The organism is Sphingomonas sp. Tas61C01 (assembly GCF_052567495.1).
In genome coordinates this window covers 183,137-197,099 of the sequence record NZ_CP199583.1, presented here as the reverse complement: position 1 = coordinate 197,099, position 13,963 = coordinate 183,137, and the positions used below count along the sequence as shown (strand labels likewise).

9 protein-coding genes are annotated in these 13,963 nt (G+C 68.1%); 3 read left to right on the top strand and 6 right to left on the bottom strand.

Annotated elements, in window-relative coordinates:
* Window positions 1-87 precede the first annotated feature (87 nt).
* The 3 genes from ACT009_RS00895 to ACT009_RS00885 all read right to left on the bottom strand — a co-directional run bounded on the left by ACT009_RS00895 (window position 88) and on the right by ACT009_RS00885 (window position 6,149).
* Window positions 88-3,270: a TonB-dependent receptor domain-containing protein gene (locus ACT009_RS00895; protein WP_445192530.1), complete on the bottom strand. Its 3,183-nt coding sequence runs from the start codon at window positions 3,268-3,270 to the stop codon at window positions 88-90.
* 517 nt (window positions 3,271-3,787) lie between these two features.
* Window positions 3,788-4,855, bottom strand: coding sequence for an acyl-CoA dehydrogenase family protein (locus ACT009_RS00890; protein ID WP_445192529.1), 1,068 nt, complete (start codon window positions 4,853-4,855; stop codon window positions 3,788-3,790).
* 76 nt (window positions 4,856-4,931) lie between these two features.
* Complete coding sequence (locus tag ACT009_RS00885; protein ID WP_445192528.1) at window positions 4,932-6,149, bottom strand: acyl-CoA dehydrogenase family protein; 1,218 nt, start codon at window positions 6,147-6,149, stop codon at window positions 4,932-4,934.
* Between the two features lie 394 nt (window positions 6,150-6,543).
* Here ACT009_RS00885 and ACT009_RS00880 point away from each other — a divergent pair, with 394 nt between their 5' ends.
* Complete coding sequence (locus tag ACT009_RS00880; protein ID WP_445192527.1) at window positions 6,544-7,770, top strand: TCR/Tet family MFS transporter; 1,227 nt, start codon at window positions 6,544-6,546, stop codon at window positions 7,768-7,770.
* Window positions 7,771-8,056: 286 nt separating this feature from the next.
* Here ACT009_RS00880 and ACT009_RS00875 read toward each other — a convergent pair whose 3' ends face one another.
* From ACT009_RS00875 to ACT009_RS00865, 3 genes are all read right to left on the bottom strand, one after another.
* Window positions 8,057-9,811, bottom strand: coding sequence for a methyl-accepting chemotaxis protein (locus ACT009_RS00875; protein WP_445192526.1), 1,755 nt, complete (start codon window positions 9,809-9,811; stop codon window positions 8,057-8,059).
* A gap of 87 nt (window positions 9,812-9,898) precedes the next feature.
* Window positions 9,899-10,684 (bottom strand): SDR family NAD(P)-dependent oxidoreductase, encoded by a 786-nt coding sequence (locus tag ACT009_RS00870; RefSeq protein ID WP_445192525.1) that lies wholly within the window; start codon window positions 10,682-10,684, stop codon window positions 9,899-9,901.
* Window positions 10,681-11,295: a glutathione S-transferase family protein gene (locus tag ACT009_RS00865; protein ID WP_445192524.1), complete on the bottom strand. Its 615-nt coding sequence runs from the start codon at window positions 11,293-11,295 to the stop codon at window positions 10,681-10,683. The genes ACT009_RS00870 and ACT009_RS00865 overlap by 4 nt, the downstream gene beginning before the upstream one ends.
* Before the next feature lie 79 nt (window positions 11,296-11,374).
* Between ACT009_RS00865 and ACT009_RS00860 the strand changes: the two genes are divergently transcribed.
* Entirely contained in the window at window positions 11,375-12,904 is a 1,530-nt protein-coding gene (locus ACT009_RS00860) for a class I adenylate-forming enzyme family protein (protein WP_445192523.1), read from the top strand.
* On the top strand, window positions 12,901-13,677 hold the full coding sequence (locus ACT009_RS00855; RefSeq protein ID WP_445192522.1) for a thioesterase family protein: 777 nt from the start codon (window positions 12,901-12,903) through the stop codon (window positions 13,675-13,677). The genes ACT009_RS00860 and ACT009_RS00855 overlap by 4 nt, the downstream gene beginning before the upstream one ends.
* The last annotated feature ends 286 nt before the right edge of the window (window positions 13,678-13,963 follow it).

Below are 13,963 nucleotides of genomic sequence, written 5' to 3'. Positions count from 1 at the left end.
AAGGCCCCGCTGCGCGGATACTCGCAGCGGGGCCAGACCGGGTCAACTATTCGGTTCGTTGCAAATCATTGCCGAACGAACCGGACGTCAGAACTTCTGGGTGAGCGCCAGCTTTGCGGTGAACCCCAGCGGCGACGCGGTGAACGGATCGTAATTCTGGTCGAGCCGGGCGAACGGCGGGTCGCGATCGAAGATGTTGAGCGCCGACAGCGCCAGAGTCGTGCCGGTGCGCAGCCCGACCCGCAGCGTCGCATCCATCGTCTTGAACGCACCGATCTCCTTGCCACTGGTCACCGACCCACCCGCGAGTGCGCTCGGATTGGGCCCGAAGATCGCCGCGCCGCGCTGGTCGGTATAGCCGTCCAGATAGTTGAACTGGATGCGCAGGCTGGTCAGCCCCAAGTCGCCCTGGACGTACCAATTGCCCTTCACCTGTGGCAGCGGATACGCCGTCGTCTGGTAGTTGAGCAGCCCGACCCCGTCGAACGCGGGCTGCACGACAATGCCTTCGACCGTGATGTCCTTGGTATTGTAGTCGATGACATAGGTGCCGTTGACGCCGACCGTGATCGCACCGTCGCCGATCTCGCCGCGATAGCTCGCTTGGAGATCGAGCCCGGAGGTGCTGACGTCCGCCGAATTGATCACGTTGGTGCGCAGCCGCTGGACGTTGGCGACGCTGCAGACGCCGCCGTTGAAGGTGAAGCGTGCGGCCAGCGCGGCGTAGGTCGGGTTGGCGCAGTTCGCCGCCCCCGACGCGCCGAACAGCGCGTTGACGATGCCCTGGATCGGCTCGCCCTCGATCGGCCCGTTCAGGTCGTAGCGGAAATAGTCGAGGCTGGCGTTCAGCCCGCCGACCTGAACGATCACGCCGCCGCTATAAGTCTTCGCCTTTTCGGGGGCGAGGTTCGGGTTGCCGCTGATATCGACCGCGCGGAACGACGTGCCGATGATCTGCAGCGCGGTCAGATTACCCTCGAGCTGCTGGGCCGGCGGCCCGCGGAACGTCGAGCCCGCGCCGCCGCGCAGCGCCAGCCACGGGGTGACCTGGAAGCGCAACCGCGCCTGCGGGTTGAAGGTCGATCCGACGTCGCTGCCATAATCCTCGTACCGCGCCGACAGCTGGAGGTTGATCGCCTCGATGATCGGCAGCTGCAATTCGGCGAACAGCGCCTTCACGTCGCCGACCGATTCATTGTTGCGATTGGTGCCGAGGAACCCGAGTGCGCCGGTCTGCGGGGTGCAGATCGCATTGGGACTCAGCGGAGTGCCCGGGCAGGGGTTCACCGCCAGGTTGCTGTCGTTGTTGTAGTTCACCTTGTATTTGTTGCGGCGATACTGGCCGCCGACGGCGAAGGCGAGGTCGCCACCCGGCAGCCGGATCCCGGTCTTGCCGCTCAGCACCAGGTCGCCGACGAACAATTGCGTGTCGTAGGTCGTCCGCGTGGTGCGGAAGAAATTGTCGAAGGTCGCGGCATCGTTGATCAGCCCCGCGCCCGGCGTGACGCTCAGCCCGTTGGTGCCGCGCGATCCCGCATAATTGGCGTTGACCTGACCGGTGACGGGATTGACAGCCACTGCGGTCGAGAACGGGTTGAAGAAGGTACAACCGTTGGTCCCGGCCAGCCCGGCGACCTGCGCGGCGGTCAGCCCGGTCCGCGACGCGGTGCTCGCATAGGCGCAGTTCGGCCCGCCGAACCCGGCCAGCGCGTTCTGCAGCAGGTCGCCGAACGTGTCGGTGCCCTCGCCCTCGCGGTAATATTCCGAATAGGTGCCGCTGGTGGTCAGGTTCAGATCGGGAGTGAAATCCCAGGACAGGTCCGCGGTGAAGCGCATCTGGTCCGACTGCCGCTTCGAATAGGCCGAGCCGCGATCGTCGCCCTTGCGCCCGACGAACAGCGGATTGCCACCGAGCAGCGCCGGGCGGAACAGCACGGGAAAGGCCAGCGCGGGCGCCAGCGGCACGCCGGCTGGCGCGAGACAGCCCGATTGCGCACCGTAGAAGTTGCAGTAATCGCGCAGCGCCGGCGAATAGGTCGGAATCTGGAAGAACCCCGATCCGCCGCTCGCCGCGTTCGCCGATGGCGGCAGCGTCGGCAGGTAGGTCGGCGACGTCGTGATCCGTGTCGACGTGGTGCCGTACAGCGCGCTCGCGGTGAATTTGACGTTGTCGGTGATGTCGACCGCAGCCTCGACATAGGCCTGCAACCGGTCCTCGGGCTCGACGAGATTGCCGAACTGGCCGTAATTGTTGAAGCAGCGATCGGTCGCTGGGTTGAGCACCCCGACCGCGGTCGGGGTCGGCGCGAACGAACCCGGCGCGCTGCGGAAGCCGCCCAAATTGGTACAGCCGAGATCGCGGATGAAGTTCACCCCGTTGGCGACTCCGTTCGCGCCATAACCGGTGAACAGCCGACCAGACGGATCGGTGTATGGCACGGTCGCATTGAAATCGAAGTTGCCGGGGTTGCCGCCGCCGGTCCAGCCACCCTGCGGATTGTTCGCATAGGGTTGGATCGTGAAGTCGCGGTCTGTGGTGCGCAACTCGGACCGGTGCTGATAGCCGATCGACGCGAGCATCCGGAAGCCGTTGCCGCTATGCCCGTAGCTCACCGCGCCGCCGTAATCGCCCTTCGATCCGTCGATGTAGCGATAGTCGCCCGACGCCAGGAAACCCTGCTGGTCGGTGCGGGTGATGAAGTTGACCACGCCCGCGATCGCGTCCGACCCGTAAGTCGCGGCGGCGCCGTCCTTCAGCACCTCGACGCGGCCGATCGCGCCCTGCGGGATCAGATTGATGTCGACGATCGGGATGCCGCCGCCGACCGGCACCAGCCGCTTGCCGTTGAGCAGCACCAGCGTGCGCTGCGGCCCCAGCCCGCGCAGATTGACCGAGGCGACGCCCTCGTTGCCCTGTGACCGGCTGTCGAACTGGTTGGCATCGCCGGTCACGCCGTTGGAGGTCGGCAGGTTCTTCAGCAGGTCGACCGCCGACGGCGCGCCCTGCTTGGCGAGCTCGTCGCCCGAGATCACGTCGACCGGCGCCGCGGCGTCTTCGGACGATCCCCTGATCAGCGATCCGGTGATGACGATGTCGGGACCTGCATCGACGGTGCTGGGCACCTCCGCGGTGGCGGTGTCCTGCGCGTTTGCGGGGAGCTGCGCCTGCGCCGGGGTGGCGCTGCCGCCGACCTGCGCCTGAACCGGGCTCGCCAGCGCGATCGCCAATGTCGACAGCGCACAGGCCGCCATATAATGCCGCTTGCTCATTGCTACCTCTCCTGTCGGCCGGAACGCTTGATGGTTCCGTACCGCATCCTCGAATAGATAGTGAGCTGGCGCACTCGTCAAGCGAAACAAACGTTGCGTTATGCTACGGTATTGGGGCGGCAAGAAACATGTCAGCAGACGCGACTAATCACGCTGCAACAGACCAAATCTTCGATAACGCCACGTAAGCCAACCGAGCTGCCCCCGCGTCGATCCGCAGGACCGCCGTCATCGTGTCCCCGCAAGGGCGGCGACCCAACACTGGGCTCCCGCCTAGGCAGGAGTTCTACAAAACTGCCCCGTCATCCCGGACTCGTTCCGTAATCCACCGTTCCGCAGGAGCATAAACCGTTTGTTTGGCGGCACCGTGGACCCCGGAACGAGTCCGCGGTGACGAGCTGATTTGGTGAAGTCAGCTACTTTCGCAGCGGTCGCGCCTTCGCGAGAGCACAAGTTGTAGGGCACGGGCGGGCCCATACAGACCCGACTCCACAACCGCGCAGATCAAGCCCCCGCCTCAATACCCGTTGAGCTGCGCGAACCGCTCGCGATGATACGCCGCATTCCCCCACATCGGCTCGACCACCGCCGCGCGCTTCATGTACAGCCCGGCGTCGTGCTCGTCGGTCATGCCGATGCCGCCGTGCAGCTGCACCATCTCGCGGCTCACCAGCTTCAGCGTCTCGCCGCCGACCGCCTTCGCCAGGCTTACCGCCTGGTCGACGTCCGAACGCCCCGCGTCGATCGCCTCCAGCGCCGCCTCGACCACCGACCGCATCAGCTCCAGTTCGGTGAACATCTTCGCCATGCGGTGCTGCAGCGCCTGGAACGTCGACAGCGGCTGACCGAATTGCACCCGCGTCTTCAGATAATCGTTGGTGACCGCGAACGCCTGCTCCGCCATGCCGAGCATCTCCGCGCACAGCAGCGCCGCCGCGCGATCGACCACCGCGCGCGTCAGCTCCGGCCCGCCGAGCCGCTCCGCCGGAGCGCCCGCAAACGCGATCTGCGCATGGCTGCGCGAATCCGCCATCTTGCGGGTCGACCGGGTCACGCCCTCTTCGCCCGCGACCAGATACAGCCCATCGACAGCCGCAACCACGAACAGCTGCGCGGTGTCTCCTTCCGCCACGAATGCCTTGGTGCCGGTCAGCGACCCGCCCTCGACCTTCGTTGCGATCTTGCCGAGATCGTGGATCGGCCCCTCGTCGATCGCCAGCGTCGCCACCACCTCGCCCGACGCGATCTTCTCCAGCCAGTCCTTCTTGGCCGCGTCAGACGATCCCATCGCGATCGCGGTCGCCGCCGGCCCGGTCGAGGCGAGCGGCGTCGCCGCCAAGTTGCGGCCGAGCTGCTCGATCACCAGACCAAGCGACAGATAGCCGAACGCCGATCCGCCGAACTCTTCGGGCACGACGATGCCGCCCCAGCCCATCTGGCCGATCTCGCTCCACGCCGCGGGATCGAAGCCGCCCGGCGTCGCCGCATTGCGCAGCTTGCGAAAGGCGGTGACCGGCGACTCATTGTCGGCCCATTCGCGCGCCATGTCGCGCAGCATCGTCTGTTCGTCGTTCAGGACGGCCATTCGTCATTCCCCTCGCTAGCCAAGGATGGCGGAAGGTCCGGTCCTGCCGGCCTCCCGCCTCTCCCCGCTCTCCAACCTATTGGTGATCCAGCATCCCAAGGATGCGCTTGGCGATCACGTTGTTCTGGATCTCGGTCGATCCGCCGTAGATCGATACCGCCTTGCCCCACAGCCAGGTGCGGGTCTGCGACAGCTCGGCCTCGGTGAAGCCTTCGCCCTCCCAGCCGACGCCGTTCATGCCCATGATCTCGACGCCCAGCTCCGCCTTGTCCTGGGTGATCCGCGCGCCGACATTCTTCATGATCGACGTCGCAGCGGACGGCCCCTGGTTCGATTTGGCATCCAGCGCGGCGCGGCGCAGCGTCAGCATGAACGCCCGGGTGTCCATCTCGTGACGGACGATCCGCATCCGCAGGTCGCTATCGGCGATCTTGCCGTCGACCTCGCCGCGATATTCCTTGGCGAGTGCGCTGACCGGCTTGCCTGCCATCATCCGCCCGGCGCTGCCGCCCCCGCCCGACAGGCTCGACCGCTCGTGCTGGAGCAGGCGGGTGCCGATCGTCCAGCCCTGCCCTTCCTGCCCGACCAGATTCTCCTTCGGCACCTTCACGTTGGTGAAGAACGTCTCGCAGAACGGCGACGCGCCGGAGATCAGCCGGATCGGCTTCACCTCGACGCCCTCGGCATCCATGTCGATCAGCAAGAAGCTGATACCCGCATGCTTCTGGGTCTTGTCGGTCCGCACCAACGCGAAGCACTTGTCCGCCCATTGCCCGCCCGAGGTCCAGGTCTTCTGGCCGTTGACGAGATAATGGTCGCCCTTGTCCTCGGCGAACATCTGCAGCGACGCGAGATCCGATCCCGCGCCCGGCTCCGAATAGCCCTGGCACCAGCGCACCTCGTTGCGCGCGATCCGGGGGATATGCTCCTGCTTCTGCGCCTCGGTGCCATATTCCAGCAGCGTCGGGCCGAACATCATCACGCCCATGCCGCCGATCGGGTTCCACGCACCGATCCGCGCCATCTCGTCCTGCAGCACCCGCACCTGATCGCGCTCGAGCCCGCCGCCGCCATATTGCGTCGGCCAGGTCGGAACGCCCCACCCCTTGTCGCCCATCGCCTTCTGCCACGCGGCTTCCTCCGCGCTATGCTCGCTCGGTCCGTCGATCGCGGACATCGCGTTGTCCTTGTGCGCCAGCGACGCCGGGAAATTGGCGGCCAGCCAGTCGCGCACCTCGGTACGGAACGCATCCAGTGGCGAGGTCGTGGTGTCGAGTTCGGCGGCGGTCGCCATTCGGTCTCTCCTGCACGTCAATCTGAAGATCGGGTATGGCGTCGATGTCGCACGGATCGCGCCCCGATGCAAAGGCAATGGTGGTTTACAAGCGATGCCTCCTCGCTTGGGGAGCGCTACGCGAAAGTTGCGGTAGCCCATCCATCTTCGTCACCCCGGACTTGATCCGGGGTCCCGCTGAGCTTTGGGAGGTCAAGACATTGGCTTCGCTGCAAAGCGGGACCCCGGATCGAGTCCGGGGTGACGGGAAGCTCTCGCAAAGGTTTCGCTTGAGCGGCGCGCCGCGCCACGTCTGCCTTGTGGGGGGGGAATGCCAGCCCCCTTCCCTCCCGCTGCCATTTCGCGGATGAACCGCTTCAGCGCATGCGGTAGGTCGCATGCAGGGGGACCATCGATGCGCTTCGACAACAAGGCCGTGCCGATCGTGCTCGCCGCGGTGCTGATCGACACGATCGGATTCGGCATCGTCATCCCGGTGCTGCCGCGGCTGATCACCGAGCTCGGCCATGTCGATCTCGAACAGGGTGCGCGGCTGGCCGGCTATATGTTGGTGCTGTTCTCGGCGACGCAGTTCGTCGCGGGGCCGATCATGGGCAGCCTCGGCGATCGCTTTGGTCGTCGCCGAGTGCTGATCGCGTCGATGCTCGCCTTCGCGATCGATTACGGACTGATGGCGCTCGCCCCGACGCTCGCCTGGCTGTTCGTCGGGCGCGCGATCGCGGGGATCGCGGGCGCAGTCTATGCGCCCGCGATGGCGGTGCTGAGCGACGTCACCCCGCCTGCGAAACGTGGCGCGACGTTCGGTCTGATCGGCGCGGCATTCGGGATGGGCTTCATCATCGGCCCCGCGATCGGCGGGCTGCTCGCCGGCCTCGGCCCGCGGGCGCCGTTCGTCGCCGCGGGGCTGCTCGCCGCGATCAACGCGCTGACCATGATGGTCGCGCTGCCGGAAACGCTCGCCCCCGAAAACCGCCGTCCGTTCGATTGGCGGGCCGCCAACATCGTCGGCGCGTTCCGCCCGTTGTTCGCCGCGGGCAACGCCGCCGCGCTGCTCGGCGCGTGGTTCCTGTGGCAGCTCGCGCACATGGTCTACCCCGCCACCTGGTCGTTCTGGGCGACGATCCGGCTCGGCTGGGATGCGCGCGCGATCGGTTGGTCGCTGGCGTTCACCGGGCTGTGCATGGCGTTGGTGCAGATGACCCTCACCGGCCGCGCGATCGCGCGCTTCGGCGAACGCGTCACCGTCGTCATCGGGCTGGTTTCGGGCGCGGTGGCTTTTACCGCGCTGGCCTTCGTCACCCAGGGCTGGATGGTCTATGCGCTGTTCGTCGCCGGCGCGTTCCAGGGCTTCGTCTTCCCGGCGATGAACGCGTTGCTGTCGCACATGGTCGACGCCGATCGCCAGGGCGCGCTGCAAGGCGGCATCTCGAGCATGTCGAGCGTCGCCTCGATCATCGGCCCACTGGTGCTCAGCCAGGCCCTCGCCGCAGGCACCGACCACGGCTTCCCCGGCGCGGCGTTCCTGCTCGCGGGGCTGATGGCGGCGACCGCGCTGGTGATCATCGTCACCCTCGTCCTGCGCCGCCCGTCCGCCAACGCTGCCGCCTCACCGGTTCGCTAACCCACTCCGTGGCGCGGCGTTCCTGCTCGCGGGGCTGATGGCGGCGACCGCGCTGGTGATCATCGTCACCCTCGTCCTGCGCCGCCCGTCCGCCAACGCTGCCGCCTCACCGGTTCGCTAACCCACTCCGTTCGTCCCGAGTAGGGATCGAGTAGCTGCGTCAGCGGCGTATCGAGAGCCCGTATCGAGGGATGCGTTGGCGCGCGGAACCGAGCGAGCTCTCGATAGGCCCTGCGGGCCACTCGATCTCACCTCGGCAAGAACGGGGCTAGCGAGCCATCGAGGTTCAGGCGACCACCAGCCTTCGCTCTGCCGCCCCCACCACCCCCGCCCGCCCGGTATCGAACGCGGCCGCCTTCGCCACCAGCGCCCCCACCTCGCTCGCCAGCGTCCGTGCCGCGGCGGAGGTCTGCTCGACCATCGCCGCGTTCTGCCGGGTCGATCGATCCATCGCCGCCACCGTGGTCGCGACGTCGGAGAAGGCGATCGACTGCGCGCGATTGTCGTGGGCGATCGTGCCGAGCATCGCGTGCACCTCGCCGATCGCGCTCGCGATCGTCACCAGCGCGCCATCGACTCCGGCGACCGCGTCCACCGCCGCCTCGATGTCGGTTTGGGTCGCGGTCAGCCGCGCCCGCGCCTGTCGTGCCTCCGCCTCCGCACGGATCGCGAGCGCCCCGACCAGGTCGGCGACGATCGCGAAGCCCCGTCCCGCCTCGCCCTCGCGCCCCGCCTCGATCGCGGCGTTCATCGCCAGCACCCGCGTCTGGAAGGCGATCTTGTCGAGCCCGCCGATCACCTCGTCGATCCCCCGCGCGCTGCCCGCGACGCGGACCATGGCGTCGACCGCCCCGCGCGCGCTGGCGCGGCCCTGGTCGACCGTGGCGATCGTCCGGTCTGCCCGCTCGGCGGTGTCGGTCGAGACCTGGGTGGTCGCCTTCAGCCGCGCATCGATGTCGCCCAGCGCCGCCGCGGTCTGCTCCAGATCGGCGGCGTTGCGCTTGGATCGCGCGGCGAGATCGTCGGACGCGGTCGCGATCTCGCGCGACGCGGTGCCGATCTGCCCGGTGCCGTCGATCACCGCCTCGATCATCTCGCGCAGCGTCGTCACCGTCATGTCGAGATTGTCGCCGATCGCGGCATAGCTCTTGGGGAAGGCGCGACGCCCCCGCCCAGTGAGATCCCCCGCCGCCATCGCCCGCAGCGCTACCGCGAGCAGCTCCGACACTGCCTGCTGCTCGGCCCCACTCCGGGCATCGTCCGCACGCCTGGTTTCGGCGGCGACGCGGAACCGTTCGACCGCGGTCGCCAGCAGCCCGAGTTCGTCGGGGCGCGCGCGGTGCGGCACCGCGCACTCGCCGCCGCCTGCCAGCGCGGTCGTCGCGGTCGCCACCTCGCCAAGCGGCACCACCACCCGCCGCACCAGATACACCGCCGAGCCGATCGCCATCGCCACGATCGCGGACGCCAGCGCGATCAGCACCGCGATCCCGAGCCGCAGCTCGCCCTTCGCATCGGCATTGAGGGTGGTCTGGTAAGCTGCTGCCGCCGCGACGGTTTCGTCGACCATCCGCCGGTGCGCGGCATAGGCGGCAGTCAGCCGCCGATAGCTCGCCGCCGTCGCCGCAGCATCGCCCCGCTGCACCGCCGGCAGCAGCCCGCCGTCGAGCTCGGCCCAGAATACCTTCGCCGGCCCGTCGGTCTTCGCGGTGATCGCGGTCTTCAGCGCCGGGTCGAGATCGGATGCCCGCCAATAGAGCTGCCGGGCGTCGTAATCCTTGTGCAGCTGTGCCAGCCGCGTGGCATGATCCGCATAGGATGCCGGATCGCGGACCAGCAGCGTCGCCTCCAGATAGGACTCGATCACATAGGCGGGCGGCGGCAGGATGTCGGCGATCAGGTCGGATGCCTGTTGCAGCTTGACCTGGATCGGCCCGCCGATGCGGATGCGGTCGATCCGCCACGATGCCAGCATCGCCCCCGCGCACAGCAGCGCGATCAGCGATGCCGCGCCGATCCTGACGAGCATCCGAAGCGTCATGGCCTAGTCACCGTCCCACCCCGCCGACAGCCGATCGCCGCCGAACCGAGGCATTATAGGCGCGCCCGCCGCCGCCCGGGTGTTAGGTCAGCTTTCCTTGCCCGGTCGCCGCGACAGCCCGATGTCGAGATGCGCGCCCGCGTCGATCAGCATCGTCTCCCCGGTGATCGCCCGGCTGATCGGATCGAGCAGCATCTCGATTGGCCCGGCGATGTCGTCGGGGCCCGCCGCCAGCGCCATCGGCGTCGCCGCCGCGATCCGCTCGTTGAGCCGCCCGAACGCCTCGCTGCCGAGCCGCTTTTCGAACCAGCCGGTGCCGACATAGCCCGGCGCCACCGCGTTCACCCGGATCGCTGGCGCCAGCACCCGCGCCAGGCTCTTGGTCATCGTCACCAGCGCGCCCTTCGACGCCGCATAGGCGACCGACGATCCGATCCCGAACACCCCCGCGACCGAGGCGACGTTGACGACCGCACCCATCTCGCTTGCCCGCAGGGACGGCGCACAGGCGCGGATCATCTGGAACGGCGCGATCGTGTTCAGCCGGTAGATGTCGAGGAAATCCTCTGCCTCCAGTGCGTCGAGATCCTCGTGGTTGGCGTATTTGGTCCGCCCGGCATTGTTGACCAGGAAGTCGACCCGCCCGAACGCGTCGTGCGCCGTTGCGGCCAGCGATCGGCACGCGGCATCGTCGACGATATCCGCCTGCACTGCGATCGCGCCCTCGCCGACCTCGCCCGCCAGCGCCTCGGCCTCGTCGCGGCTGTGCGCATAGTTGATCACGCAGCGCACCCCCCGCGCCGCGAGCCGCCGCACCACCGAGGCGCCGATCCCGGTTCCGCCGCCGGTGACGATCGCGACCCCGCCCCTCATGCCTGCGCACTCGGCCGCGCGGTGGCGCGCGCGTGCCACGCCCGCAGCGCCCCCAGCTCGTCGGGGATCGGCATGCCGACGAAGTCGGCGAAGTCTATCGTCGTCAGCAGTACGATGTCCGCGATCGTGAACCGCTCCCCGTCGAGCCAGTCCCGGCGGGCGAGTGCGTGGTCGAACTCGGTCATCGCCGCGGTCACCCGCGGCCGCTGGCTCTCGCCGAACTCCTTGTACTGCGGCTTCACCACGCGCGCGGTAAACGGATGGGTATGCGCCCACACCATCCCCAGCGGCATCATCAGCCGCAGTTCGACGCGTCTGGTCCACATGTCGATCTCGGCGATATTGCGCGGATCGCGGCCGAACAGCGGCGGCTCGGGATGCAGTGCCTCGAAATAGCGGCAGATCGCGATGCTCTCCGTGAGCACGCTGGTGTCGTCGAGTGCCAGCGCCGGGGTCTGCCCGAGCGGATTGACCGCCAGATAATCGGGCGACCGGTGCTCGCCCTCGCGGATCGAGACATGTGCCATCGGCACCCGCAGCCCCTTCTCCGCCAGGAAGATCCGCACCCGCCGCGGATTGGGTGCGGGGTTGGCGCTATCGTAGAACAGCATGGCGGCGTCTCTCCTGCATTTTTGCGTTTTCGAAGATCGCGTATGGCATTCGCAGGGCGCTTCGCCTAGCGGTGGCGCAATGGAGACCGCCGCCGACCTGCTCGCGTCCGACTTCGCGACCCTGCCCGCGCTGATCGCCACGCACGCCCGCGAACGCGGCGACCGGATCGCGGTCGCGGACGATGACGGCGCGATCGACTATGCGATGCTGGAGCTGCTGACCGACCGCGTCGCCGCCGCCTTGCAGCGCGCCGGCATCGCCCCCGGCACCGCGATCGCGATCGTCGCCGCGCCGTCGGTCGATTACGCCTGCGTCTTCTTGGGCGCGCTCCGCGCCGGCTGCGTTGCCGCCCCGATCGCGCCCTCGGCCACCCCGGCCTCGATCGCCGCGATGATCGCCGACTGCCGCGCGCCCATCGTGTTCCTCGACGACGACAACGCCGCCGCGCTTGCGAGCGAGACGCTCTCGGCGCGGGCGGTCAGCTTCGGCGCCGAATTCGCCGCCTGGCTTGCCCCCGTCGGCACCCGCCCCGCCCCCGTCGCGATCGCGCCCGGCGACGGGTTCAATATCATCTACTCATCGGGCACCACCGGCACGCCTAAGGGCATCGTCCAGAGTCACACGATGCGCTGGGCGCACATCTCCCGCAACGCCGCCGCCGGGTTCGATCGCGCGGTGACGATGCTCGCGACCCCGCTCTATTCGAACACCACGCTGGTCAGCTTCCTGCCCACCCTCGGTTGGGGCGGCACCGCGGTGGTGATGAAGAAGTTCGACGCCCGCCGCTTTCTCGAACTCGCCGAGCGTCACCGCGCCACCCACACCATGCTGGTGCCCGTCCAGTATCAGCGGATCATGGCGCTGCCCGATTTCGACCGCTTCGATCTCGCCAGCTTCCGGCTGAAGACCAGCACCAGCGCGCCCTTCTCGGCGGCGCTGAAGGCGGACGTCGTGACGCGCTGGCCGGGCCTGCTGATCGAATATTATGGCATGACCGAAGGCGGCGCCTCCACCGGCCTCAACGCCAACGAATTCCCCGACAAGCTCCACACCGTCGGCCGGCCGCTGCCGGGTCACGAGATCAGGCTGATCGACGACGACGGCGTCGAGGTCGCGCCGGGCGAGATGGGCGAGGTCGTCGGCCGCTCGCCGACGATGATGACCGGCTATTTCGGCCGCGAGGGCGCCACCCGCGACGCCGAATGGCACGACGCCGACGGCAATCGCTACATCCGCCACGGCGATGTCGGGCGCTTCGACGAAGACGGCTTCCTGATCCTCATGGACCGCAAGAAGGACATGATCATCTCGGGTGGCTACAATATCTACCCGTCCGATCTGGAGGCGATCCTCGCGCAGCACCCCGCGGTCGCCGATTGCACCGTCGTCGGCGCGCCGTCCGACGCCTGGGGCGAAACCCCCGTCGGCTTCTACGTGCCGCGCGTCGGCGCCGCGGACGACGCCGACGCGATCCGCACCTGGCTGAACGGACAGGTCGGCAAGACCCAGCGCCTGTCCGCGCTGCATCCGGCCGACGAACTTCCGCGCAGCGCGATCGGCAAGGTGCTCAAGCGCGAATTGCGCGATCGGTTGATGGGGACGGCATGACCAGTTTGAAGGCGATCATCGACTCGCTGGAGCCCGTCGAGGGCGGCTGGCGCGGTACCATCCCCGATTCCTGGCTACAGGGCCGCACCAGCTATGGCGGGCTATCCGCCGCGCTCGCGCTCCACGCCGCGCAGCAGTCGGATGTCGATCTGCCGCCGCTCCGCTCCGCGCTGGTCGCCTTCATCGGCCCGCTCTCCGGCGAGGTGACGGTCCGCGCCACCCGGCTGCGACGCGGGCGCAACGCCGCCTTCATCCAGGCCGATGTCGAAAGCGAGGCGGGGCTCGGCCTGCGCGCCACCTTCGTGTTCATGGGGCCGGTCGATTCGAAGGTCGATCACCGGATCGGCGGCGCCCCCGCCTTCCCGGTGCCGACCCCCGAGGACAAGGTTTTCAAGGGCCTCGCCGCGGTCTCCTTCACCCAGAATTTCGAACTCCTCGACCGCCGCGACGGCACGCTCGGCCCGACCGAATGGCTGCGCTGGGTCCGCCTCGCCGATCGCGAAGGCGTCGATCCGATGGTCGAACTGATGTGCGTCGCCGATTGCCTGCCCCCCGCGGCACTCAAGCTGATCGGCGGCCCCGCCCCGGTCAGCTCGATGACGTGGCAGTTGAACCTGCTCGGCGCCACGCCGCGCACCGATGACGGCTGGTGGCTGCTCCGCGCCTCGTCCGATTACGCCAAGGACGGCAGCTCGAGCCAGGCGATGGCGATCTGGAACACCGACGGCACACCGATTGCCGAACAGATGCAGAGCGTCGCGATCTTCGCATAGGCACCATATCGGCCGCCAACCATGCGTATGATCCGCTCGTCGCAAATTCTCTCGTAAATACAATGTGTCGCTTGGATTCTTGGCGAAGAGCGCCTAGCACGGATTAGCCTCTAACCTGACTTGAGGCGCAACCCACCTGGGCGTCGCCGGACTATTCGCGGCGCCCATTTTGGCGGGTCCGCTGCACCGCCCTTCGCGACAAGTTGCGACACATCGATCGGCCCCTGACACAAGGCCGCGACAGCCATGCGCGATATGATTGTCGAGCGATCCGGGGGCTGGCCCC